This window comes from Lacrimispora amygdalina, assembly GCF_900205965.1.
GTDB lineage: Bacteria > Bacillota > Clostridia > Lachnospirales > Lachnospiraceae > Lacrimispora > Lacrimispora amygdalina_A.
The window spans coordinates 49,305-74,614 of sequence record NZ_OAOF01000011.1; the positions used below are offsets into that span (position 1 = coordinate 49,305).

Here is a 25,310-nt window from a genome sequence, read left to right on the forward strand (position 1 = left end):
ATGGAGTGTAATCATGAGCGATAAAAATCTGGCAGAAAAGATTGTGGAAAATATTGGCGGAAAGGAAAATATGCAGAGTCTGACTCACTGCATGACCCGGCTGCGTTTCGTTTTAAAGAATGAAGATAAGGCAGACAAAGAAGCTTTGGAGAAGTTAGATATTATGCAGGTGGTACGGGGCGGGGGCCAGTATCAGATTGTCATCGGGACCAATGTAAAAGATGTATATGAAGAGGTAGTAAAACTGACAGGAGAAGGAAAGAGCGGAAAAACGGAAGAAGGGGGAAAGGAACAAAAGCTGTCAGCGAAGATCTTCAATGTAATTTCAGGAAGCTTTACCCCCATTATACCGGCTATATTAGGCTCCGGTATGTTAAAGGCATTGCTTCAGATTCTTGTTTCAGCAGGGGTAATGCAGTCATCATCTGGAACCTATGCAATTTTAACAGCTGCCTCAAATGCAGTGTTTTATTTTCTCCCCATCATTCTGGGAATAACATTTGGCACCCGTATGAAAGTAAATCCTTATATATCCGGTGTCATTGGAGCAGCTCTTCTGGAGCCAAACTATACCAGGCTTTTAACAACAGCCGGGGGGCAGACGGATTTCATGCATATACCGGTGGTGTTAATGGATTATTCCTCTACTGTTTTCCCGGTAATACTGGCAATCTGTACCTATGTTCTCATTGACAGGCTGTTAAAAAAGATTATACCAGGCGTATTTCAGGTGTTGTTTGTTCCCATGTTGTCTCTGATGCTGGTCGTTCCCATCACATTAATTGTGTTTGGACCATTCGGAATTTATACAGGCACGTTCATTTCAAATATATTAACAATTGCCCTGGGAAAAAATGCGGTACTTACAAACATCGTATTTGGTTTCATTGGAATTCCTACGGTTATGCTTGGACTTCACTGGGCGCTGATCCCTGTTATTATTAATAACTTATCCACAGCAGGTCAGGATTTTCTTCTTCCAACCGTTCAGGCGACGGCTTATGCTGGCGCAGGTGCGGCACTGGGGGTATTTATTAAAACCAAAGATATCAAATTAAAAGAGCTGTCATTTTCTGCATTTGTACCTGCTTTTTTAACAGGAATTACAGAGCCTGTAATTTACGGAGTATTCTTTAAATTCAGACGGGTTCTGTTATATGCCATGTCCATGAGCGCTGTTGCAGGCGGTCTTTGCGGAATTTTCCATATATACGCTTCCCAGATGGCAGGAGGTATTATGGTTATTCCTTCCTATACTCCGGCTGTCAGCTTTGCAATTGCCATGGCTGTGGCATTTGGGGGAACGTTTCTTCTGACTTATATATTTGGTTACGAATCTGCGGGGAAAGATACGTCAATGACAGCAGGAACTGGTTCGCCGCAGGAAAATGTGACGGTGAATAAGACAATGACTGTACCAGCAAAAGGAACGGTGGTTAAACTTAGTCAGGTTGCAGATGAAGTATTCTCATCAGGCACATTGGGAAAAGGAATCGGAGTGATTCCAGCCAGTGATGAAATTCTTGCGCCGGCAGATGGAGAGGTGGTTTCTGTATTCCCTACAAAGCATGCAATCGGGATCAGAACGGAATATGGAGCAGAGATGATCATTCATATTGGAATTAATACGGTTGAGCTTGATGGGAAATATTTTGATATTTATGTGCAGGAAGGGGACAAAATCACCTCCGGCCAGGTGATCGGAAATGTGGCATTTGACAAAGTAAAAGAGGCGGGATATGATACGACTGTGATGCTGATTGTGACTAATACAAATCACTTTCAGGAAGTGAAGATAATGGAGCCGGGCAGCCTGAAAGACCCGGTAATCCAGGTTGAGTAGGAGGTTGGTTAATGAAAGTAAGAGAAATCGTTGACAGTATCATCAGAGAGACTGGGGTGATTCTGGATCAGGGAAGAACCGTGGATCAGATCATCATCGGTGATCCGGATACGGAGGTTACGAAAACAGTCACCACTTTTATGGCCACTGTTGATGTGATTTTAGAAGCGGTCAGATTGGGAGCTAATTTTATTATTACCCATGAACCAACATGGTTTAACGGAAGGGATGAAAAAGAATGGCTTTTAAATGATCCCGTTTATATGAAAAAGAAACAGCTGATCGAAGAGAACCATCTGGTAATATGGCGGTTCCATGATTATATGCATGCGGTTTCTGATGATATGATTTATCAGGGCTTTGAACAGGATATGGGCTGGGGAGAGTATAAAGAAAGAAGTAAAATCAGTCAGGAGGAGAAGAATCCTCTGATGAAAGCCCGGTTGTGCTATCAGATTCCGGAGATGAAGCTTAAGGATCTGGTGATGAAAGTAAAGGAGTCTCTGGAGGTGAAATGTGCAAGAGTAATTGGTAACCAGGAGGGAATCTGCCACCGTGTCGGTGTATTGGTGGGAGGCGGCAGCCTGGGGCTTGGAAACGAGAAAAATACCATGGAGTTCATGCGCAGAGAAAATATAGATACCGTTATATGCGGAGATATCACCGAATGGACGCTAAGCGCTTATATAAGAGATGCCTCTATGCTCGGGCTTAATAAATCCATGATTATTATCGGTCATGAAAGAAGTGAGGAGTCCGGAATGAAACATCTGGTGAGCTGGCTGAAACAGCTTCTTCCGGAGCAGACCGTTTCCTTTATTGATGCGAAAGAACCCTTTGATTATTTGTAATTTCGTTGTAGTTCCTTTCATTATTCTTGTGTTATAATGTTTATAAGATACGGACAGCGTAGTACTTATAGAAGAATGAAAGGGATGAGGGTTATGAGAATTTTATTGGTGGAAGATGAACCGGATTTAAATGGACTGCTTGTTAGAAAGCTTAAACTGGACCATTATACGGTAGACTCCTGTCTCAATGGACTTGAAGGACTGGAGTATCTTGAGAAGACAGATTATGATGCTATCATACTGGACACTATGATTCCGGGACTGAGCGGACCTGAGCTTTTAAAGAAGATCCGAAGCCAGGGAAAGAAAACACCGGTGCTGTTAATGACTGCAGGGGGAACCATGGAGAATTTTGTGGGCAGTCCGGTGGCAGGGGCGGATGAATATCTGCAAAAGCCATTTTCCGCATATGAGCTTTTAACGAAAGTAAGGGGCATGGTAAGGCGGTGCTACGGAAATATCAGCAATATATTTGAGGTTGGTGATTTAACGGTTAACTGCGATGCCCGCAGAGTCATAAGAAATAAACAATTTATTCGTCTTTCCTCCAAAGAATTTTCAATCCTGGAATATCTAATCCGCAATACCGGGGTTGTGTTATCCCGTGATAAAATCAGTCAGCATATATGGAATTATAACTATGAAGGTGAATCCAATATGGTTGATGTATATATTCGGTATTTAAGAAAGAAAATCGATGAAGGCCAGCCGGTAAAGCTGATTCATACGGTCAGAGGTGTTGGATATGTTTTAAGGGTTGGGGGTAATGGAAGAAGATAAAGACAGGGCAGAAATCAGTTTTTTAATCTGATTTCTGCCCTGTCTTTTTCGCGAATTCGGGGTTTTTTAACACGCCATGGCTCATGAAACTGCTAAGAAGCTCAGCCATTCTTTCAATATCAGGGTGTTCTTCCGTTGTAAAGCAATATGTTATCATTCCAATAATAGCTGACATTGCATACTCTAAACCGTACTCCAATGTGTAATCATCCGTTTCGGTGGATTGAAGTATGGGACGTACCAGGTCTTTGTATGTATTTTTCATTTTATCCCGAAAAGCCGGATCGCCGTTTTTTCCCAACAGGACGATAAGATATTGTTTGTTTTTATTAAACACTTCCACAAGATGTCTGATTGGGAAGTGTATACTTTTTATATGTGCAATTTTTTTGTGCTTTTCAATATCTGGTAAAACTGAAGATTCAATTTGCTCCAGCACATCGTACACATCAAATTGTTGGTTGATGAAGAATCTTAATATCATTACAATATGATAATCCAACAGATTGTTGGATTAAGTAAAGTTAAAAGTTTATTACAAGGAGGCTTTCATATGACAGAAAGTATAGCAAATGATTCCAATAAGCAAAAAGATAAGATTGATCCTATACTGCTTAAAGTATCAATAATTCTGGTGTTTGGTACTCTTGCACCTTTGTTGGATTCGACAATGGTGAACGTGGCCATAAAAACAATAGCTGGCGAATTAAAAAGTACTGTTTCCGTTATTCAGTGGGTTATAACCGGATATGTGCTTGCAATGGCAATAGCCGTTCCCATTTCCGGCTGGGCGATTAACCGTCTTGGCGGTAAGCGGCTGTATGAATTCTCACTGGCTATATTTCTTGCAGGTTCCATTTTATCATCACTTTCATGGAATATAGGAACTCTGATCGGGTTTCGGCTTTTGCAGGGAATTGGCGCAGGTTTATTAATGCCGACCATGACTAACATGCTGGTTCAGATTTCGGGGGGACGAAATATAGGACATATGGCGTCAATCGTCAGCCTGCCCATGCTTCTGGCACCGATTCTGGGACCGGTTCTTGGCGGTATTATCGTAAACAGTCTGGGCTGGCGCTGGATCTTCTATGTCAATATTCCGGTGTCCATTATCGCTTTATTGCTGGCTTTCTGGGGTATACCAGCAGATAGTCCGGCAAAGGAGAAACAGCCTCTTGATATTGCCGGCATTCTTTTGCTGTCCCCGGCATTTGCCTTACTCATTTATGGAATTGCGCAGATAGCATCACATGACGGATTAAACAGCAGTGCAGTACTTGTTCCTGTGCTGATGGGACTGATAATGATGGCCGCATTTGTTTTTTATGCCTTACATACGAGAATTTCGCCGGTGCTTGATCTGCATCTATTTCGGTCACGCAATTTTTCTGCTACGTCTGTTTTGCTTTTTATGTCAGGCATTATTACAAATGGCGGCATGCTTCTGCTTCCGTTATTTTATCAGCAGGTGCGTGGTGAAAGCGTTCTTTACGCCGGACTTATGCTGATCCCCCAGGGAATTGGTATGTTACTCACAAGAAGCCAGATGGGTAAACTGACTGACCGTATAGGAGCACGCCCAATCGTTCTGGTCAGCCTTATAATCACGGCTGTTGGTACTCTGCCATTTGTTTTTGCCGATTCCACAACAAGTGAGATTCTGTTAGCTGTGGCACTTTTGATACGGGGGGCTGGTCTTGGAGGAGTATTCATCCCGCTCATGGTATCTGCGTATGTGGGATTAAACAGCGGGCAGATTCCTCATGCAAGTATTGCCACAAGAATACTGCAGACAATCGGCGGTGCATTCGGATCTGCAGTTTTTGCAACAATTGTAGAGCATCAGTTAGCCAGCCGCTCTGCAGCAGGAATACACAATGCTGCCGGTGCGTATAATTTTGCTTTTGGGTGGTCTGCCGGCTTTACAGTGGCCGCAGTGATTCCTGCACTGTTTCTGGCTGTATATAAACAATCGGAAACACGAAAGGAGAGTAATTGATAAGTTTATTAAACGTCTGTCCTGCAATAACAAGGGAAAATATATTTTCGCCGTCGCTACCAACGGGGGCAGGGCAGCCGGAGCTTTAGTACTTGCCCGCAAAATGCTGCGGGCAAGGGGGCTCAGACTTTCTGCGGGCTATTCTGTAGTAATGCCTACCAACATGATCTTATTGCATGAAACCAGTGAAGAAAAAAAGAAAATACTCTTTGACTCACTGGAGAAGAAGGTGAGTGAGATTGTCACTGCAGTTAAGTCCCATGAGTATCATGCAGTAGAAACGGGCAGCTTGTCCGACAGAATTATAAGAACAGGCATTTTATATAGGTCTGTCTCGCCGTTCGTTAAAAAAATGGATTATTTTTTCAAGGTGGATCAGGGCTGCATTGGCTGTAGATTATGCAGTCAGGTTTGTCCTGCCCATAACATTGAAATGAAAAATGGAGTGCCGGTGTGGAAGCATCAGTGTGAAATGTGTCTTTCATGCTTAAACCTATGTCCAAAGGAAGCCATACAATGTGGAGGTAAGACAGAAGGAAAACGGAGGTATAAGAACCCTTATGTTGAGGTAAAAGATCTTATGTACCGGTAAGCGTGCCATCTCTATTTTCTGTGAATAATGTCAGCAGTCGGACCATTTCCGGCCATATTCACGGCTCAGTGCGATCAGTGACTTTATGGCCGGAGAGATCCATTTCTTTTTATGATAAACAATCTGGGTAAAAAAAGTAAGATCTGTCTGAATGAACTTTGTGCGAAGGCTTTTGCTTTCGCTTTCTTTTTTTACGGAATAATAAGGCAGGTATGAGACGCCAAGACCTGAGGATACATATTTCTTGATTGCCTCTACACTGGAGGTTTCCAGTATATTGGCTGGGACTGTGTGATGCCTTTGCAGATACCGGTCAAATTCCTGGCGATAGGAGCATTCCTTTTCTGTGTAAAGCACCATCTGCCCGGGTTCAGGTAAAAAATCCTGCTGTGTATGTCCGGCTGGAGCGATCAGGCACATTCTTTCCTGGGATAGCAGTTCCGTGCACAGATTCGGATCCATGCATTCTGGCTGAAGAACAAAACTGATATCCAGCTGTCCGGCAGATAGATCCTTTAACAGCATTTCGCAGGGACTGTTGATCATACGGACTTCCACCTGCGGATAAGCAGATTTATAAGCCATGATCAGAGGGTGTAACCGGTACAGCGTCAGGGATTCGGGTGCCCCGATCCGTAAGCAGCCACGGGGGGCAGCATCGCTTCTGCCTAACTGCTCCAGGGCATCATATTCCTGTAATACCGAATTGGTATGTTCCAGCAGCTGTTCGCCGAATGCAGTGAGTTTAAGGACCTTTCCGGTACGGTCAAAGACGGGACAGTTGTAATAGGATTCAATCGCACCTACCTGGAAGGTCAGGGTTGACTGGGCATATCCCAGGGCCTGGGCTGCTTTTGTATAGCTTCCCAGCTCTGCTATTTTCACCAGTGTTCGTAAATTTCGTATTTCTATCATATTGTAATACCCCTTCCGTTTCTTCTCCCATTATTTTATCATCAATAATTTTGAAGTCAATATTTAATAACTTCAATTATACAAAAGTAAGATTTTTTATTATGATTGATATGACAGAAGGGAGAGAGATTTATATGAAGAAAAAATTAAATGTTTTTACGGTAAGCGGGCTGATGACAGGTCCACTTCTCGGGTCCGGGATTATTTTTCTGCCGCCTCTTGCTTACGATAAGCTGGGGGAGCATGCTATTCTTGCATGGGTGATCATGATGGCACTGAATGGTTTGTTTGCCTATGTTTTTGCTAAAATGACAGTTGAGGTATCGGATAACCGGGGAATCAGCGCGATTGTGGGGGATACGTTTGGTACCAGATTCGGAACGCTTGCTGCCAATTACCTTACGGCTGCCGTGTTCTTCGGGCCTGTTGCAGTGGCTCTTACTGCCTCGGAGTTTATTCTGCCTGATGCTGGTAATACGCCTGCCTGGGGAATAGCCGGTGCAGTTCTTCTTATCTGTGCCATAATCGTGATATCGGGAGTGTCCTTTATGGGAAAATTCATGCTGGTTTTATCCAGTATCACAGCGGGTCTGCTGCTGGCAGGAAGCGGAGCGACGTTATTTCAGTTACCAGCTCTTACCATACCCCACAGTATTCCACAGCCAGGAGTTTTTGGGCAGACACTTCTGCTTATTTTCTGGGCAATTGTGGGGTGGGAGATACTGGGTAATTATGTTGAGGATGTGGAAAATCCGAAACGGACCATAATGCGGGCCATGCTCATCAGCCTGACAGCAGTTGTCATGGTTTATCTGCTTACGGCTTTCGCATATCAAAACAGCCCAGGTCACTTCATGCCGGATCTGCTGATCCCGGTAACAGGCAGATTTTCAGGAGCCGTATTTTCAGGGCTTGCCGCATGTCTTTGTATCTGCACGATTACCACTTTTACAGGGGGTGTGGTCCGGCAGACAACGGTACGTTTTAAAAATGCCGGCTTGCCGGAGATTTTTCATCATAAATGGATGACCGCTGTAATGCTTCTCATTGTGGATTATATAGTTCTTTTCCTTCATGCGGCGGGGATACTGTCCTTTCAAAACATTATAGGCATTGCAAATGCCATGTTTATCGGGAATGCTGTTCTTGACCTTGCCTGTGGTTTTAAACTCCTGAATCATATTCTGATACGAATAGGAATTGGAATCCTGCTGTTTTTACTTTTGCTGATTTTCCTGTTTTCGTCAGGCTATGCGCTGGTGCTGTTTCTGCTGATTACCTGTGCAAGTCTGATCATAACAGTACCCATCCGTAATCCGGTATTCTGAACGCCGGTGGAATGAAAAGGTCTTGTGCTTTCTGCGTACAAATGTTATAATCCTCCCAATATATCAAATGAGAGAACGATGGAGTCTCAACTGCGCAGAAGGCGGTTGCGGCTCCTTTTGCATTCTCTGGCAGATGAAACAAGAGACAAGGAGGAAGATATATGAATGATAAAAGTAAATTTTTTGCAATTGCCATAACCCGTACCTGCGGAAGCGGCGGCGGAAGCTATATAGGAAAAAAGCTGGCGAAAGATTATGGAATTGATTATTACGATAAAAAAATTCTCAAGCTGGCCACAGAGGATGGGGGAGTGAACAGAACCATATTTGAGGAAACAGATGAAAAAATGAAAAAGACAGTGTTGTATCAGGCCTTTAAAAAGGTATATAATGGAGAGATCATCCCTGCAGAGAGCGGAAATTTCTTATTAGACCAGAGTTTATTCAATTATCAGGCAAAGGTGTTAAAAGAGCTGCTTACCCGGGAATCGTATGTATGTGTGGGAAGAGCGGCTGATTTTGTATTAAAGGAGGAACCCAATGTAGTGTCTGTTTATCTGGATGCTTCCTATGAGTTCAGGGTAAAGCATGAAATGGAGAGACAGGGGATTTCGGATGTGGAAGCAAAGCATTACATTGACCAGCTGGACCGGTACCGCAATGCCTATTATCTGTATCATACCGGAAAACAGTGGAAAAACCCCCGGAATTTTGACCTGTGCCTGAATACGGAACGTCTGGGATTTAATAACTGCACAGATCTGATTGAAGAATATATCAGGATGAAATTTGGCATTCGCCCGGAAAAAAAGGAGAGGTTATGAAAGAGCTTGCTTATTATGACGGAACAATAGCAGCGCCGGAGGAACTGATGGTTCCTTTTAATGACAGAGTGCATTTTTTTGGCGACGGAGTTTATGATGCAACGGTGGGAGGCAATCACCGCATTTATTTGCTGGAAGACCATTTAGACCGTTTTTACTCCAGTGCAAACGCTCTGGACATACGGATTCCAATGGAAAAGAAGGAGCTTGGAGATCTTTTGACGGATCTTCTTAATCAGGTGGAAGGGGAGACTCATTTTGTCTATTGGCAGATCACAAGAGGTGCAGCGCCCAGAAACCATGTATATGACAGTCAGATGACCGGAAAACTCTGGGTTATGATCCGCCCCAGCAAACTGCGGGACCCGGATGTACCCATCCGTCTGATTACGGCAGAGGATACCCGGTTTCTTCACTGCAACATCAAAACCTTAAATCTTCTGCCATCCGTCATGGCTTCCCAGAAGGCTGATAAGCTGGGTGCCCAGGAAACGGTATTTCACAGGGGGGAGATAGTGACAGAGTGCGCCCACAGCAATGTATCCATACTAAAGGACGGAACCTTCTATTCCCACCCAAACGACCAGTATATTCTGCGTGGAATTTCCAAGACACATATGATTAAAGCCTGTTATCGCCTGGGAATCCAGGTTATAGAGCGCCCATTTACTCTTGAAGAGCTTAAGACAGCTGATGAGGTTCTGGTGACGTCCTCCTCTAATTTCTGTCTGCATGCAAATGAAATTGACGGGGTGCCTGTTGGAGGAAAAGATCCGCTGCGGTTAAAGCAGATACAGAATGAGGTGGTAGAAGAGTATTTAAGATATACAGGGAAGAAAAGCATGTTTGATAATATAGGAAGTTAAAAGTAAATCCCCCGGAGAACCGGGGGATTCTTGTTTATTCTGACATGGAATCTGCGATGGTATCAGCCAAAGCTGCGATTTCTGACAACTGATCCTCTTTCACAGAAGATTTTACAGTAATGGTCTGATCCAGAATTGTCATATTTTTCATGCCGGAGATGATTTCGGTCATCTTCTTGCCTGCCATAACGCCCCAGGTGCCATTCTCAATCAGAGCAACGGTACGGTTTTGTACGTTGTGAGACTTCATGTCCAGAAGCAGATGTTCCATGTTGCTGAAGATGCCTGCATTGTAGGTTGCAGAAGCAAATACCAGATGGCTGCAGCGGAACGCCTCTGAGATAATGTAGGATGGGTGTGTTACGGATACGTCGTACATAACGATATTACGGATTCCACGTTCTGCAAGACGGCATGCCAGGATGTTGGCAGCATTCTCCGTGTTGCCATATATGGAACCGTATGCAATCATGACTGCTTTCTCTTCCGGTTTGTAGCTGCTCCAGGTGCAGTACTTGTCCATGTACCAGCAGATATCTAAACGCCATACCGGTCCGTGAAGAGGGCAGAGAAGCTGGATATCCAGATCTTCCACTTTCTTTAATAATGCCTGGGTGTTGATGCCGTATTTGCCCACGATGTTGGAATAGTATCTTCTGGATTCATCAAGCCATTCCCGCTCAAAATTCAGTTCGTCAGCAAAGAGATTGCCGTTCATGGCACCAAAGGTGCCGAAGGCATCTGCTGAAAATAACATCTTATCTGTGGAATCATAGCTAACCATTACTTCCGGCCAGTGAACCATGGGAGCCAGGTAGAATGTAAAATTATGCCTTCCGGTTGAGATGGTATCCCCTTCCTTTACAATAACAGCTCTGTCATCCACTCCGAATTCATAAAACTGATTGATGATGGGGACCGTCTTCGCATTGCATACGACTTTGACGTCCGGATATCTTTCAACCATATCTCCCAGTGTAGCGCAGTGGTCCGGTTCCATGTGATTAACAAAAATATAATCCAGCTTCCGTCCGCCTAAAACTGCTTCCACATTCTCTATAAACTGTCCTGTTATGGCTCTGTCAACCGTATCAAACAGTACGGTTTTCTCATCCAGCAGAACGTAGGAATTATAAGAAATTCCCTTGGGAATGGGATATGCATTTTCAAACAGTGCCAGACGGCGGTCACTTCCGCCAACCCAGAACAGATCGTCGTTAATTTTTTTGATACAGTACATGTTGCAGCCTTCCTTTCTATTGCTCGTTCTAGTATCTTGTATAAAGTATACTATATTTTTAACAAAATGTCATGACCTTTTTCTATAAAAATACTAGGGATTAGGGACTTTTCCCAAACCGCACTTTTTATTAAGACAGGAAAAAAAGAAACCTGTTATAATATGGTTCAAACATGGAGGTGAAATGCATGGATGAAAAGAAAAAAGCAGTTAGTAAAATTATTGATTATGTGGAAGGAAACTTATCTGCACCAGAAAGACTGAAGGTGGAGGAGATTGCCCGTCATGCTGGTTATTCCAGATTTCATATCAACCGGGTGTTTTCGGAAATAACGGGCTGTACCATTCACCGCTATATTAAGGAACGAAGGCTCAGCGAGGCTGCCAGAAAGCTGGTTACGGATGAGGATTCCATTGCAACGATCGCTCAGGATGCGTTATATCAGTCCCAGCAGGCGTTTTCTTATGAATTTAAAAAGGTATATGGATGTACGCCTCTGACATACAGAAAAGCAAGAATTAACAAAGAACTGAGGAGAAAAGCAGTGGTGGTGAATCAATTTGCAGGCTGGAGGTGTGCAGCGTGAATATGGTTCCTTATGTAATTGAGCAGACTGGCCTGGGAGAACGCAGCTATGATCTGTTTTCCCGTCTGTTAAAGGACCGGATCATATTTCTTGGTGAAGAGGTAAACGATGATTCGGCGAAACTGATTATTGCACAGCTGCTGTTCTTAGAATCCCAGGATCCGGGGAAGGATATCTCCTTTTATATAAACAGTCCCGGCGGCTCAATCACCGCAGGCCTGGCGATTTATGACACCATGAAGTACATCCGATGCGATGTAGCCACGATTTGTCTGGGGCTGGCAGCAAGCTTTGGGGCATTTCTCCTGGCAGGAGGAACGAAGGGCAAGCGTTCTGCGCTCCCTAATGCAGAGATTATGATCCATCAGCCCGGTGTATCCGGAGGGATTGGGGGAAAGGCGTCAGATATCTTTATTTTCTCAGATAAACTGCAGAAAGACAAGCGGCGGTTAAACCGGATACTTGGTGAGAATACCGGACACTCCGAAGAAGAGATTGAGAGGGACACAGACAGAGATCATTTTATGTCAGCGAAAGAAGCAAAAGAGTATGGAATTATTGATGCAATTGTAGAAAAAAGAAAATAAAGTCTGCCTGCGGGGTTTAATCTGAAAAAAGGATTGAACCCCTTTCCATTTTTTGCTACAGTAAGACTTATGAAAGGAGGCGAGAAGGAATGAAGAATGAAAAAGAAGCAATATTGGTTAGTGCTTGTCTTTTAGGAGCGGACTGCCGTTATGACGGCAAGAATGGAAGAGATGAAAACGTCCTGGCGCTGCTTGATCAGTACCATCTGATTCCTGTCTGCCCGGAACAGCTGGGAGGTATGGGAACGCCGCGGCCTCCGGCTGAGCGGTATGGTGAAACTGTGATTAACCGGCCGGGTGAGGATGTAACCGCCTTTTTTGTAAAAGGGGCGGAAGAAACCTTAAAGCTTGCTGAAATTTACAAATGTAAAAAAGCAATATTAAAAGAACGCAGCCCCTCCTGCGGTCATGGAATGATTTATGATGGTACGTTTTCCGGGAAAAAGATTCCGGGGAGCGGGGTTACTGCAGCATTACTGGAGAAAAACGGAATTGAAGTGATTGGGGAGAGTAAAATCCAGTCTCTGATATCCGGATCGGACAATTAATCAGGTACAGTAAGGAGAATATCATGAAAACAGAGATAACGAGACAACAGGCATTGCAATTACTCATAAAATATAATCAGGAGCCATTTCATCTTCTTCATGCGCTGACGGTGGAAGGTGCCATGCGTTGGTATGCGAAGGAGCTGGGCTATGAGGAGGAACAAGATTTCTGGGGGCTGGCAGGACTTCTCCACGATGTGGATTTTGAGCAGTATCCTGAGGAACACTGTACAAAAGCGCCGGAACTTTTAAAAGAAATCGGAGCTGAACCGGAGCTGATTCATGCTGTCTGCAGCCATGGGTATGGAATCTGTTCTGAGGTAAAGCCGGAGCATGAGATGGAGAAGGTCCTTTTTGCAGCAGATGAACTGACAGGTTTAATCGGTGCAGCTGCCAGAATGCGTCCTTCCAAAAGCGTGATGGATATGGAAGTGTCCAGCTTAAAGAAGAAATATAAGGACAAAAGGTTTGCGGCAGGCTGTTCCAGAGATATTATAGAGACCGGTGCAAAGGATCTGGGCTGGCCTCTGGAGGAGCTTTTTGAAAAAACCATACTTGCCATGCGCTCCTGCGAGGAAGACGTAAACCAGGAGGTGGAAGCTTTGAAGGGAAAATAAAACCGGTAACAATCTTTAATTTCACAGATGTCTACAAACGGCAGGATTTCTACAGAAAGATTCCTTATGACTGGGTTGACTGTACGGATTTAACGGGTGTCCATGGGTTTTGTGACGGAGCATCCTTAACGGAGATTGAACGCAGGGCCAAAAAAACGGGAGGCAGTTTCCGTTTTCTGGACTGCGGAAATTTCCATTATGTCAGCTATGTGCTGCAAAAGAGCTGCAAAGAGCCGTATGACCTGGTTGTATTTGATCATCATGCAGATCTGCTGACCTCCAGCTTTGGAAGTCTGCTTTCCTGCGGAAACTGGATCCGGCAGTTATTGGAGGAAAATAATTGTTTAAAGCAGGTTATTTTAATTGGTGTGTGTGACGAGCTGGCTTATGCAGTGAAAGAGGAGTTTAAAGACAGGGTGAAGATCTATCCGGAATCCCGAATGTCACAAATGGAATGGGTTTCTGATTTTGCTGGTCAATTGAAGGAACCGGTGTATCTTTCCATTGATAAAGATGTATTTTCTTCCAGTGAACTGACGACTGACTGGGATCAGGGAAGTATGACACTGGCACAGCTTAAGCAGGCGCTGCAAATAATCTGCAGGAAAGAACCATTACTGGCAGTGGATATCTGCGGGGAATATAACAGCATCAGCGGAGGAAACAGACGGATTGAGGAGTTGGATAAACGAAACAGTGCTGCCAATGGAACAATTTTGGAGATGTTTCTGGAAAAGAGAATTTATGCATAATGATGGAAAATTATACATAATAAGCGAAAACCACTTGACAGCTGGTGACAATTAAGATATTATTTCCGTTAAATATGTAGATATTAACCTGTATCAGAGGAGAAAGACGCCATGAAAAAAGTTGTGAAATTCGGAGGAAGCTCTTTAGCCAGCGCCATGCAGTTTGAGAAAGTGGGAAGTATCATACGTGCTGACAAGAGCAGAAAATATGTAGTTCCATCTGCACCAGGAAAGAGAAACGACAAGGATGAAAAGGTAACAGATCTGCTGTATCAGTGCTATGATGCGGCAGCAGCAGGTAAAAGTTATAAAAGCATTCTGGAAAAAATCAAAGAGCGTTATATGGAAATTATCAGCGGACTTTCCCTGGATATGAGTCTGGACGGGGAATTTCAGACCATAGAAAAGAACTTCTTAGAAAAGGCAGGTCGGGATTATGCCGCTTCCAGAGGTGAATATTTAAACGGTCTGATCATGGCGCAGTATCTGGGATTTCCATTTATTGATGCTGCAGAGGTAATCTTTTTCGACGAAGACGGTAATTTTTTAGCAGATCAGACCGACCAGGTTCTTTCCCAGCGTTTAGGCCAGACTGAGACTGCAGTAATCCCCGGATTTTACGGCTCAAAGCAGGATGGCACCATAAAGACTTTTTCAAGAGGCGGCTCCGATGTAACAGGTTCGGTTGTGGCGAGAGCGATTCACGCAGATATGTATGAAAACTGGACCGATGTATCCGGTGTGCTGGTTGCAGATCCGAGAATCATTAAGGACCCGGAAGTGATTGAAACCATTACATACAGAGAATTAAGAGAGCTGGCTTATATGGGCGCCAGCGTACTCCATGAAGATGCGATTTTTCCTGTGAGAAAAGAGGGAATTCCTATCAATATCCGCAATACAAATAAGCCGGAAGATAAGGGAACCTTAATTGTGGAAAGCACCTGCAGACAGCCCCGCTATACCATTACCGGAATTGCAGGAAAGAAAGGCTTTTGTTCTATTAATATTGAGAAAGCCATGATGAATGCGGAGGTTGGTTTTGGGAGAAAGGTTCTGGAGGTGTTCGAAAATTACGGAATCTCCTTTGAGCATATGCCTTCTGGTATTGATACCATGACAGTTTTCGTTCATCAGTCGGAGTTTGAGGAGTATGAGCAGTCTGTCATTGCCGGGATTCACAGAGCGGTAGAGCCGGATTTTGTGGAGATGGAATCCGATCTGGCACTGGTTGCAGTAGTTGGCAGAGGCATGAAGGCGACCAGAGGGACTGCGGGAAGAATTTTCTCTGCTCTCGCTCATTCCAGAGTGAATGTTAAGATGATTGATCAGGGCTCCAGTGAGTTAAACATCATTATCGGCGTGAAAAACAGCGATTTTGAGGAAGCCATTAAAGCGATTTATGATATTTTTATAACCACTGAGGTTTAACAACCTTAAGAAAGGCAGGCATTGTGAGCCTGCCTTTTTTGTGTGTAAAATCGTAAAAAAAACTATGGGACAGAAAACAAATATGATACAATAAAAAGGAAAGTAACTATTGGTTCAATTGCAAATCTTATCATGCGGAGGAAAAATATGCAATATCGTGATTTTGGAAAGACAGGATTAAAGGTTTCAGCACTCGGGTTCGGAGCCATGCGGCTTCCTCTTACCGGAGAAAATCAGGTAGATGAGAAGCGGGCGGTAGCGATGATCCGCCATGCCATTGATCAGGGGGTTAACTATGTTGACACCGCTTATCCCTATCATGAGGGAGAAAGCGAGAGGATAGTAGGAGAAGCGCTGCAGGATGGATACAGGGAAAAAACCTATCTTGCAACGAAATGTCCGGTATGGAAGCTTGAAAAGGAAGAAGATTTTGAAGAAGTTTTAGACGAGCAGTTAAGCAAGTTAAAGACGGATCATGTGGATTTTTATCTGCTTCATGCATTAAGCAGAGACCGGTTTGAAGAAAAGATAAAAAAGTTTAAACTGGTGGAAAAAATGGAAAAAGCCAGAGCAGATGGGAAAATCAAATATATTGGTTTTTCCTTCCATGATTCATATGACGTATTTCAGGATATCATAGATTATTATGATGGATGGGATTTTTGCCAGATTCAGTATAATTATGTGGATCTCACACATCAGGCAGGCTTAAAGGGACTTCGTTATGCTGCTTCAAAAGGTCTTGCAGTAGTAGTTATGGAGCCGCTTTTAGGTGGAAGACTGGCAAATCCCGCACCTCATGTAAAAGAAGCGTTAGGCAATGAGAAATCTAGCGTGGAATATGCTCTTGACTTTATATGGGATCAGCCGGAAGTCAGTCTGCTTTTAAGCGGGATGAGCGATGAAAAACAGCTGGAAGAAAATCTTTTGTTTGCAGACAGAAGCTCTATTGGAATGGTAACGGAAGAAGAACGTGGGATGTACCAGAAGGCCAAGGAAATTTTTGATTCCATGGCGCTGGTTGGCTGCACCGGCTGCCGCTACTGCGTTCCATGTCCATTTGGTCTTGAGATCCCGGAGATCTTCTCCTATTATAATATGACGGCAGCCCATAAAGAGGGAGAAGCAAAAAAAGGTTATGAAGGTCTGAAGATTAAGGCTGACAGCTGCAAGACCTGCCACAGATGTGAAAAGGAATGCCCGCAGATGATAAAGATCAGCCAGGTCATGCCGGAAGTAGCAAAGGTGTTTGAAAAGATACAGGCTTAAGGGAAACCAGTAAGGAGGGGCTGTTTATGCTGGAGAAAATTGATTTATCAAAGAATATTGATAAGGAAACCTACAAAAAGATAAAAAAAGAACAAAGTGAGAAGCTGGGGCAGCTGCAGCGGCAGTGTAAGGAAGCCGGGATCCCTGTTATGATCGTATTTGAGGGTATGGGGGCTTCTGGTAAGGGGACCCAGATCAACCACTTAATACAGGCCCTCGATCCCAGAGGTTTTGATGTCTATGCCAATGATAAATCAACAGAAGAGGAGCGTATGCGTCCCTTCCTCTGGCGATTCTTTACAAAGCTGCCCGCCCATGGAAGAATTGCTGTTTTCGACAGGAGCTGGTACCGCCAGGTTACCATGGAGCGTTTTGCAGGCAAGATTGAAGAAGAGGATCTGCCTGCAGCCTTTCATGATATCCAATCCTTTGAACGGCAGCTAACCGATGACGGTATGGTGATTATCAAGCTGTTTCTCTATATTTCCAGGCAGGAGCAGAAGAAGAGGTTTAAAAAGCTGGACAGCTCAAAGGAAACCAGCTGGAGGGTGTCAAAGGAGGACTGGAAGCGTAATACGGAATATGACCGTTTCATAAATATCTGTGAAGAGATGCTCCAGAACACGGATATGGATTATGCGCCATGGACCATTATTGAGGCTGAAGATAAAGACTTTGCTGCAGCAAAAATCATGTCCTGTGTGGCGGAGTGCCTGGAGGATGCGCTGAATAAAAAGCGTTTAAACGTAGGAACAAAGGATAAGGATGCTCCTGTCCGCTCAGAGAGTTTTCAGCCAGGGGTGCTTTCCGGTGTGGATTTAACAAAGTCCGTCACAAAGGAAGAATATAAGAAAGAAATCGATCGTCTGCAAAAGAAGCTGGAATTTCTTCACAGCCAGATTTACCGTATGCGGATCCCTGTGGTGCTGGGGTTTGAAGGCTGGGATGCGGCAGGAAAAGGCGGAGCCATCAGACGGCTTACCAGCCATCTGGATCCGAGAGGCTATAAGGTCTATCCTACAGCTGCTCCCAATGATATCGAGCGTGTTCATCACTATCTGTGGCGTTTCTGGATTCATGTGCCAAAGGCAGGGCATATCGCCATTTTTGACCGCACATGGTATGGAAGAGTACTTGTGGAGCGGGTAGAGGGCTTTTGCACAGAGAGCAAGTGGAAGCAGGCTTATCAGGAAATTAATGAAATGGAAAACCATATGGCTAATGCAGGTGCGGTTGTCCTGAAATTCTGGCTCCATATTGACAAAGATGAACAGGAAAGACGCTTTAAGGAGCGGCAGAACAATCCGTTAAAGCAGTGGAAAATAACGGAAGAGGACTGGAGAAACAGAGAAAAATGGGATCAGTATGAATCAGCTGTCAATGAGATGCTTATCCGTACCTCTACCACCTATGCTCCCTGGGTTGTAGTGGAAGGAAACTGCAAGTATTATGCAAGAGTCAAGGTTTTAAAAACTGTAGTGGAAGCGCTGGAAGATAAGATAAAAGAAGTGAATAATCGTACCTGAACACTTGTGTTTTCCTCTCTTTTCGTGTAAAGTAGGAGGAAGTGAACGAAGGCAGGAGGAAAGGGCATGAATACGGTTTTAATCGTGGGCGGGGGCGCTGCAGGGATGCTGGCTGGTATAGCAGCAGCCATGAAGGGCAGTACCGTCCACATTTTTGAGAAAAATGAAAAGCTGGGGAAAAAAATATATATAACGGGAAAAGGGCGGTGTAATGTGACCAATGCCTGTGATACTCAGGATCTGTTTGGTAACGTTGTGACTAATTCCAAATTCTTATACAGCAGCTTTTACGGATTTACCAATTTCGATATGATGGAGCTTTTGGAAACCCTTGGCTGCCCGTTAAAAACGGAACGTGGAAACCGGGTCTTTCCTGCATCGGACAAGGCCTCTGATGTAATAAAAGCATTAAATAACAGGCTCACGGAGCTTGGAGTTACGATTCATTACAGAAATAAAACGGAAAAACTTCTGATGGATCAGGGGACTGTGAAAGGGATTGTTGTCAGCAGCAGCTCAGGGAAGAAGTCTTTCTATGGAGATCGTGTTATTATCGCCTGCGGAGGCTGTTCCTATCAGGCCACCGGTTCTACAGGAGATGGTTATGAACTGGCAAAAGAAGCCGGTCACACCATGACTTCCTTATCTCCGGCGCTGGTTCCTTTTGTGGTGGAGGAACCTGTGATTAAAGAGCTTCAGGGACTTTCTCTGCGTAACGTGGAAGCCACAGTTATGAAAGGCAGCAAGGTCATTTACAGAGAATTCGGAGAGATGCTTTTTACACATTACGGAGTCTCCGGACCGGTTCTCTTAAGCGCCAGCAGTTATGCAGCAAAGGAACTGAGGAAGGGGCCTCTTACTCTTTCCATTGACTTAAAGCCTGCCCTGACGGAGGAACAGCTGGATGCCAGAATTTTAAGAGATTTTGAAACATCCATGAATAAGCAGTTTAAGAATTCCCTGGGCGGTTTATATCCGGCAAAAATGATCCCTGTCATCATTGATCTCAGCGGAATTTATCCGGATAAGAAGGTCAATGAGATTACAAGGGAAGAACGGCAGTCGCTGATTCGTGTAACCAAAGCATTTACCATGACGCTGACTGCATTGAGGGGCTACAATGAGGCGATTATCACCCAGGGAGGTGTTTCCGTTAAAGAAATAAACCCTTCCACACTGGAATCCAAACTGGTTCCCGGCCTGTATTTTGCAGGGGAGGTTCTGGATCTTGACGCAGTCACAGGAGGATTCAACCTCCAGATTGCCTGGTCTACCGGCTGGGCGGCTGGCAGTGCGGCAGGAGAGGAGAGTAACGAATGATGACAAACGTTTATAATATCGCAATCGACGGACCGGCCGGGGCAGGAAAGAGTACCATAGCCAGGGCTGCGGCTAAAAAGCTTAATTTTGTATACGTGGATACAGGGGCGATGTACCGTGCCATGGCCCTGCATTTTTTTAGGAACGGGATATCTGCTTCTGATGAAGCGGCTATTTCCCTGGCTGCCGGCACTGCCAATGTAACACTGTCCTATGAAAACGGAGTACAGCAGGTGATTTTAAACGGAGAGAATGTATCAGGTCTGATCCGTTCAGAAGAGGTGGGAACCATGGCTTCCGCTGTTTCCGTGCATTTATCGGTGAGAGAAAAACTGGTGGAGCTGCAGAAGGAGCTTGCGTCGCGGGAGAATGTAATCATGGATGGCAGAGACATCGGAACCTGTGTGCTTCCGGATGCGGATCTTAAAATCTATTTAACCGCCAGCAGCCAGGTCCGGGCAAAAAGAAGATATTCAGAGCTGAAGGAAAAAGGGCAGGATTGCAGCCTGGAAGAAATAGAACAGGATATTATCAGGCGGGATTACCAGGATATGAACCGGGAACATTCCCCGTTAAAACAGGCAGAGGATGCGGTACTTGTGGACTCCTCTGATATGACTGCCGAAGAAGTAATAGACCGTATTATTATGCTGTTTAAAGATAAACTGAAAGAGAGGAGCTGATGTATGGAAGTTATTGTGGCAAAATCCGCCGGATTCTGTTTCGGAGTCAAGCGTGCCGTTGACCAGGTCTACGAGCAGCTGAAACGAAACGACAAGCCGATTTATACGTATGGTCCGATCATTCACAACGAAGAGGTTGTAAGGGATTTAGAGGAAAAAGGCGTAAAAGTTATTGAAAATGAAGAGGAATTGAAAAAGATTCACGATGCTGTTGTGGTAATCCGGTCCCATGGGGCAGGAAAGCGCATTTATGATATCATGGAAGAAAATGGCATTGAAATTATCGATGCCACCTGTCCGTATGTAAGGAAGATTCACAGGATTGCCGAAGAGCAGAATAAAGAGGGCAGGCGCCTGATCATAATCGGGAATGAATCACACCCGGAAGTCGAAGGTATTAAAGGCTGGGGAAATGACAATACTTTAGTGGTGGAAACACCCGAACAAGTGGAAACATTGCCGCTCACCCAGGGAGAGAGGCTGTGTATTGTATCACAGACGACATTTAATTACAAGAAATTTCAAGATTTAGTTGAAAAAATTTCTGAAACGCGGTATGATATACTTGTTTTAAATACGATTTGCAATGCAACACAGGAAAGACAGGTGGAAGCAAAGCGGATAGCTTCAGAAGTGGATGCCATGATAGTTATTGGCGGAAAAAGCAGTTCCAATACCCAGAAGCTGTACGAGATATGCCGAAGGGAATGTAAGAATACTTACTATATCCAGACACTAGGTGATTTAGATCCTGATTGTGTAAATTCTGTGCGCAGCGTAGGTATTACAGCCGGGGCTTCAACCCCGAATCATATTATCGAGGAGGTTCATACTAATGTCAGAGTTAAGTTTTGAACAAATGTTAGAGGAATCATTGAAAACCATACGTACAGGAGAGATCGTCACTGGTAAAGTCATCGACGTAAAAGAAGATGAAATCGTCTTGAATATAGGGTACAAGTCTGACGGCATCATCCCGCGTAGCGAGTACACGGATGATCAGAATTTAAATCTTACAACCGTTGTACAGGTTGGTGAAGAGATGGAAGCGAAAGTCACTAAGGTGAATGACGGTGAAGGTCAGGTTGCTTTATCCTATAAGCGATTAGCAGCAGACAGAGGCAATAAAAGACTGGAAGAAGCATTTGAGAACCACGAAGTACTTACCGCAAAAGTTGCACAGGTACTTGACGGTGGTTTAAGTGTGGTTGTAGAGGGCGCAAGAGTCTTCATTCCTGCAAGCCTGGTATCCGATACTTATGAGAAGGATTTAACCAAGTATGCAGACAAAGAGATTGAATTTATCATTACAGAGTTCAATCCTAAGAGAAGAAGAATTATCGGTGACAGAAAGCAGATTATGGTTGCTAAGAGAGCCGAACTTCAGAAAGAATTATTTGAAAAGATCCATGCAGGCGATGTGGTAGAAGGTACCATCAAGAATGTAACTGATTTCGGTGCATTTATTGATCTTGGCGGAGCCGATGGTTTACTTCATATCTCAGAGATGAGCTGGGGCAGAGTAGAAAGCCCGAAGAAAGCATTCAAGGCTGGTGAGAAAGTTAAAGTCTTAATCAAAGACATCAATGGCGATAAGATTGCCCTCAGTTTAAAATTCCCGGAGACAAACCCATGGAGAGATGCAGCTGAAAAGTATGCTGTGGGTAATGTAGTGAATGGAAGAGTTGCACGTATGACTGATTTCGGTGCATTTGTCGAGCTGGAGCCAGGAGTGGATGCACTGCTTCACGTTTCTCAGATTTCCAGAGAGCATGTGGAGAAACCTTCCGATGTTCTGGCTATTGGACAGGAGATCGAAGCAAAGGTTGTTGATTTTAACGAGGAAGACAAGAAGATCAGCTTAAGCATCAAAGCACTTCAGAATCAGGACGAAGCAGCTGCAGAAGATGCACCTGTATATTCTGACGAAGTTTAAGTATAATAAGAATGAGCAGATGGGAAGTGGAGAAATCCGCTTCCTTTTTTCGTATAAAAATTTCAATAAGGTAAAGAGAGGATGATTCCATGAAAAAGGGTTTTTTCAGAATACTGGCGGCAATAATAGCTTTGGTTTTGATGTTTACCGGCTGTGCAAGAAAAGCAGATCCTCCGCCAAAGGAACAGCCGACCGAAGCAAGACCCGTCAGCGGTCAGGGAAAAGCCTCTGCAGGGGAAGCACAGAATGTGCGGCTGGAAGACGATTATTATGATTATATCAATGGACAGATGCTGGCCAAAATCCAGATTCCCGGTGATGCCAGCGGCTGGAGTCAGTTTTATATGCTGGACAGGGAGGAATATGATCTGTTAGATCAAGTCCTTCAGGAATCTGTCAGAAACAGAAAAAATGAGGCGGAAGGATCATTGGGGCAAAAAATCGCCGACCTCTATCTGACCGGTATGGATATGGAGGGAAGACGGACCGCTGGGTTTGGCGGACTTGCTGTTTATATGGATGGGATCAAGCGTGCTTCGACAATAGAGGATTATCTGGAACAGGCAGGGAAAATCTATGATGATCTGGGCGTTGGAAGTATTATTCTGCCTCAATGGTCTGAAGACATGAGCAATTCCGCCCGCTATGCTCTGTATTTCGACGGTGCAGATCTTGGACCCGGAAAAGAGACTTTAGAGGATACCGGTCAGGAAGAGCTGATGAGCCATTATCGGAATTATATCTCTCAGATCATGGAATTTACGGGAATGAAGAAAGAAGATGCGGATAAGTCTGCAACTGATATTTTAAAGCTGCAGAGGGATCTGGCGGGGAGTGCACTTTTGCTCAGTAAACAGGGAGATCCCAATATCATTTATAATCCTTATTCCAGAGAAGAACTAAAGAAGATGTTTCCTGATGGAACAATGGAAACCTTTTTAAAGGCTGCAGGGCTGGACAAACCGGATACGTACATCGTGGTTCAGGAAGACCAGATGAAAAAAATCAGCGGATATTTAAATGAAGAATCTCTCCCGCTCTTAAAACAGTATACCATATTCTGCCTGGTGAATGATTTTGCCCCAAGTCTGACTCCTGAAATCAGAGACAGCTATCTGGAATGGAACAATTTAAGAAAGGGAATTAAAGAGAGAAAAACAGATGAAAAGCTGGCCAGTGAACTGACTCAGAACATACTGGGATTTGAATTTGGCAGGCTTTATGTTGATAAATGCTTTTCCAAGTCAGATAAAAAAGACATTGAGTCCATGATCCGCCTGATTCTCACCTCCTATAAAAAGCAGATTGAAAATCTGACCTGGATGAGTGATGAGACAAAGGTATCTGCAATAAGAAAACTGGAGCATATGAATCTTAAAGTAGGATATCCGGACAAATGGCCCGATGATTATAAGGAGGCCAGTGTGGTATCCCCTGAAGACGGGGGGAATTTAATAGACAATGTACTTTCTCTTCAGAAAGCTTTAATTGAGGTTAATAAAAAGAAATTCAGCAAACCTGTGGATAAAGGCGAGTGGGGTATGACTCCCCAGACTGTAAATGCCTATTATAGTCCCACAGCCAATGAGATCGTATTCCCTGCGGCAATTCTCCAACCCCCATTTTATGATTCCAAGGCAGATTTTGCTTCCAATTTAGGCGGAATCGGAATGGTGATGGCCCATGAGGTGAGCCATGCATTTGATTCCTCTGGCTCTTTTTACGATGAAAATGGTAATTATCATGTCTGGTGGACAAAAGAGGACCGGGCGAAATTTGATGAACTGGCCAAACAGGTGGAAGAATACTACAGCGGAATGGATGGATTCGAGGGGAGAAAGGTAAATGGCGCCCAGACCTTAAATGAGAATATTGCTGATCTGGGGTCCATGGCGTGTATTACGGCGATTGCAGGAGAAAAAGACGGTGATTTAAAACTTTTATTCCGCCAGTATGCAACCATCTGGGCTTCTAAGTATACTCCGGAAACGATGATTGACCGTCTGAATACGGATCCCCACTCTCCGGCGAAGGTCAGGGTTAATGGAGTACTTAGTGCCACAGAAGCATTTTATAATACGTATCCGGAAATAAAAGAAGGTGATGCCATGTATGTGGCTCCTGAAAAGAGGGTGAAAATCTGGTAGAAAAATAGCTGTGGCAGTGGAAAAGATGCCGCAGCTTTTTCTGCTTTAAGTGTATATGAAAAAAAATGTCAATAAAAAACTTGACAACAGGCGAGAGTTAGATTATACTAACTGATGAGAAATGGGAATGATTATCAATAATAAAATGAAAGAAGATGATACATGATGCCTTTAACAATGGTGAAAGCAGGAGAGCCCAATGTAATACGTAAAGTTGGCGGAAAAGAAGAGACAAGACGTTTTCTGGAAAACCTGGGTTTTGTTACCGGCGGAGTTGTGACTGTTGTTTCTGAAATCAGCGGAAACATGATTGTGAATGTAAAAGATTCCAGAGTTGCCATAGGAAAAGATATGGCGAATAAGATCATGGTGGGATAGAAAAGGAGAAAAGACGATGACATTAAAGGAAATTCCATGCGGCAAAACTGTAAAGGTTACCAGGTTAAGCGGAGAAGGTCCGGTTAAGCGAAGAATTATGGATATGGGAATCACGAAAGGTGTTGATGTTTTTGTAAGAAAGGTAGCTCCTCTTGGTGATCCGGTTGAAGTAACCGTCAGAGGTTATGAGCTGTCCTTACGAAAAGCAGATGCAGAAATGATCATTGTGGAGTGATTTTTTTTACATATTAGTTAGGTGAGACTAATACCAGATAAATCAATTGCTGA

General features: G+C 44.1%; 26 protein-coding genes. 23 read left to right on the forward strand and 3 right to left on the reverse strand.

Annotated elements, in window-relative coordinates; all coding sequences use genetic code 11:
- Positions 1-13 precede the first annotated feature (13 nt).
- From CRO04_RS15080 to CRO04_RS15090, 3 genes are all read left to right on the forward strand, one after another.
- Positions 14-1,843, forward strand: coding sequence for a beta-glucoside-specific PTS transporter subunit IIABC (locus tag CRO04_RS15080; RefSeq protein WP_097005090.1), 1,830 nt, complete (start codon positions 14-16; stop codon positions 1,841-1,843).
- An 11-nt stretch (positions 1,844-1,854) separates the two neighbouring features.
- A complete protein-coding gene (locus CRO04_RS15085; RefSeq protein WP_097005091.1) occupies positions 1,855-2,694 on the forward strand; it encodes a Nif3-like dinuclear metal center hexameric protein in 840 nt (279 codons plus the stop codon).
- A 93-nt stretch (positions 2,695-2,787) separates the two neighbouring features.
- Positions 2,788-3,474, forward strand: a complete 687-nt coding sequence (locus CRO04_RS15090) for a response regulator transcription factor (RefSeq protein ID WP_097005199.1) — start codon at positions 2,788-2,790, stop codon at positions 3,472-3,474.
- Between the two features lie 22 nt (positions 3,475-3,496).
- On the opposite strand, the gene CRO04_RS15095 is transcribed toward CRO04_RS15090, so the two are convergent.
- Positions 3,497-3,958, reverse strand: a complete 462-nt coding sequence (locus CRO04_RS15095) for a TetR-like C-terminal domain-containing protein (RefSeq protein WP_097005092.1) — start codon at positions 3,956-3,958, stop codon at positions 3,497-3,499.
- Between the two features lie 69 nt (positions 3,959-4,027).
- On the opposite strand from CRO04_RS15095, the gene CRO04_RS15100 reads away from it, so the two are divergent.
- Together CRO04_RS15100 and CRO04_RS26595 are read left to right on the forward strand one after the other, a co-directional pair.
- Positions 4,028-5,476 carry an MDR family MFS transporter gene (locus tag CRO04_RS15100; RefSeq protein ID WP_097005093.1) on the forward strand — a complete coding sequence of 483 codons (1,449 nt, stop codon included), beginning with the start codon at positions 4,028-4,030 and terminating at the stop codon, positions 5,474-5,476.
- 43 nt (positions 5,477-5,519) lie between these two features.
- Complete coding sequence (locus tag CRO04_RS26595) at positions 5,520-6,068, forward strand: EFR1 family ferrodoxin (protein ID WP_242974519.1); 549 nt, start codon at positions 5,520-5,522, stop codon at positions 6,066-6,068.
- 30 nt (positions 6,069-6,098) lie between these two features.
- Here CRO04_RS26595 and CRO04_RS15110 read toward each other — a convergent pair whose 3' ends face one another.
- Positions 6,099-6,983, reverse strand: a complete 885-nt coding sequence (locus CRO04_RS15110) for a LysR family transcriptional regulator (RefSeq protein ID WP_097005095.1) — start codon at positions 6,981-6,983, stop codon at positions 6,099-6,101.
- Between the two features lie 134 nt (positions 6,984-7,117).
- Between CRO04_RS15110 and CRO04_RS15115 the strand changes: the two genes are divergently transcribed.
- The 3 genes from CRO04_RS15115 to CRO04_RS15125 all read left to right on the forward strand — a co-directional run bounded on the left by CRO04_RS15115 (position 7,118) and on the right by CRO04_RS15125 (position 10,001).
- Complete coding sequence (locus CRO04_RS15115; RefSeq protein ID WP_097005096.1) at positions 7,118-8,311, forward strand: APC family permease; 1,194 nt, start codon at positions 7,118-7,120, stop codon at positions 8,309-8,311.
- A gap of 161 nt (positions 8,312-8,472) precedes the next feature.
- Positions 8,473-9,135, forward strand: coding sequence for an AAA family ATPase (locus tag CRO04_RS15120; protein ID WP_097005097.1), 663 nt, complete (start codon positions 8,473-8,475; stop codon positions 9,133-9,135).
- The gene (locus CRO04_RS15125) at positions 9,132-10,001 is read left to right on the forward strand and encodes an aminotransferase class IV (protein ID WP_097005098.1); all 870 of its coding nucleotides are present in this window, start codon (positions 9,132-9,134) and stop codon (positions 9,999-10,001) included. Before CRO04_RS15120 ends, CRO04_RS15125 begins: the two co-directional genes overlap by 4 nt.
- A 34-nt stretch (positions 10,002-10,035) precedes the next feature.
- Here the strand turns inward: CRO04_RS15125 and CRO04_RS15130 are convergent, their stop codons facing one another.
- Entirely contained in the window at positions 10,036-11,241 is a 1,206-nt protein-coding gene (locus CRO04_RS15130; protein ID WP_097005099.1) for an FprA family A-type flavoprotein, read from the reverse strand.
- 188 nt (positions 11,242-11,429) lie between these two features.
- Between CRO04_RS15130 and CRO04_RS15135 the strand changes: the two genes are divergently transcribed.
- From CRO04_RS15135 to CRO04_RS15205, 15 genes are all read left to right on the forward strand, one after another.
- Positions 11,430-11,828 carry a helix-turn-helix domain-containing protein gene (locus tag CRO04_RS15135; protein WP_097005100.1) on the forward strand — a complete coding sequence of 133 codons (399 nt, stop codon included), beginning with the start codon at positions 11,430-11,432 and terminating at the stop codon, positions 11,826-11,828.
- Positions 11,825-12,415: an ATP-dependent Clp protease proteolytic subunit gene (locus tag CRO04_RS15140; protein WP_097005101.1), complete on the forward strand. Its 591-nt coding sequence runs from the start codon at positions 11,825-11,827 to the stop codon at positions 12,413-12,415. The genes CRO04_RS15135 and CRO04_RS15140 overlap by 4 nt, the downstream gene beginning before the upstream one ends.
- Positions 12,416-12,504: 89 nt before the next feature.
- Complete coding sequence (locus CRO04_RS15145) at positions 12,505-12,963, forward strand: DUF523 domain-containing protein (RefSeq protein ID WP_097005102.1); 459 nt, start codon at positions 12,505-12,507, stop codon at positions 12,961-12,963.
- Positions 12,964-12,986: 23 nt separating this feature from the next.
- Positions 12,987-13,580, forward strand: coding sequence for an HD domain-containing protein (locus tag CRO04_RS15150; protein ID WP_097005103.1), 594 nt, complete (start codon positions 12,987-12,989; stop codon positions 13,578-13,580).
- 209 nt (positions 13,581-13,789) lie between these two features.
- The gene (locus CRO04_RS15155) at positions 13,790-14,332 is read left to right on the forward strand and encodes an arginase family protein (RefSeq protein WP_166432582.1); all 543 of its coding nucleotides are present in this window, start codon (positions 13,790-13,792) and stop codon (positions 14,330-14,332) included.
- A gap of 111 nt (positions 14,333-14,443) precedes the next feature.
- Complete coding sequence (locus tag CRO04_RS15160; protein WP_097005105.1) at positions 14,444-15,763, forward strand: aspartate kinase; 1,320 nt, start codon at positions 14,444-14,446, stop codon at positions 15,761-15,763.
- A gap of 147 nt (positions 15,764-15,910) precedes the next feature.
- Positions 15,911-17,032, forward strand: coding sequence for an aldo/keto reductase (locus tag CRO04_RS15165; RefSeq protein WP_097005106.1), 1,122 nt, complete (start codon positions 15,911-15,913; stop codon positions 17,030-17,032).
- 26 nt (positions 17,033-17,058) lie between these two features.
- Positions 17,059-18,558 (forward strand): polyphosphate:AMP phosphotransferase, encoded by a 1,500-nt coding sequence (pap, locus tag CRO04_RS15170; protein ID WP_097005107.1) that lies wholly within the window; start codon positions 17,059-17,061, stop codon positions 18,556-18,558.
- Positions 18,559-18,624: 66 nt separating this feature from the next.
- Positions 18,625-19,878 (forward strand): NAD(P)/FAD-dependent oxidoreductase, encoded by a 1,254-nt coding sequence (locus CRO04_RS15175; RefSeq protein WP_097005108.1) that lies wholly within the window; start codon positions 18,625-18,627, stop codon positions 19,876-19,878.
- Positions 19,878-20,561: a (d)CMP kinase gene (cmk, locus tag CRO04_RS15180; RefSeq protein WP_097005200.1), complete on the forward strand. Its 684-nt coding sequence runs from the start codon at positions 19,878-19,880 to the stop codon at positions 20,559-20,561. The genes CRO04_RS15175 and cmk overlap by 1 nt, the downstream gene beginning before the upstream one ends.
- 3 nt (positions 20,562-20,564) lie before the next feature.
- The gene (gene ispH / locus CRO04_RS15185) at positions 20,565-21,416 is read left to right on the forward strand and encodes a 4-hydroxy-3-methylbut-2-enyl diphosphate reductase (protein ID WP_097005109.1); all 852 of its coding nucleotides are present in this window, start codon (positions 20,565-20,567) and stop codon (positions 21,414-21,416) included.
- The gene (gene rpsA / locus CRO04_RS15190) at positions 21,397-22,497 is read left to right on the forward strand and encodes a 30S ribosomal protein S1 (RefSeq protein WP_097005110.1); all 1,101 of its coding nucleotides are present in this window, start codon (positions 21,397-21,399) and stop codon (positions 22,495-22,497) included. Before ispH ends, rpsA begins: the two co-directional genes overlap by 20 nt.
- 89 nt (positions 22,498-22,586) lie before the next feature.
- The gene (locus tag CRO04_RS15195) at positions 22,587-24,644 is read left to right on the forward strand and encodes a M13 family metallopeptidase (RefSeq protein WP_097005111.1); all 2,058 of its coding nucleotides are present in this window, start codon (positions 22,587-22,589) and stop codon (positions 24,642-24,644) included.
- Positions 24,645-24,806: 162 nt separating this feature from the next.
- Positions 24,807-25,022 carry a FeoA family protein gene (locus CRO04_RS15200; RefSeq protein ID WP_097005112.1) on the forward strand — a complete coding sequence of 72 codons (216 nt, stop codon included), beginning with the start codon at positions 24,807-24,809 and terminating at the stop codon, positions 25,020-25,022.
- A gap of 16 nt (positions 25,023-25,038) precedes the next feature.
- Positions 25,039-25,257: a FeoA family protein gene (locus CRO04_RS15205; RefSeq protein WP_097005113.1), complete on the forward strand. Its 219-nt coding sequence runs from the start codon at positions 25,039-25,041 to the stop codon at positions 25,255-25,257.
- Positions 25,258-25,310 lie beyond the last annotated feature (53 nt).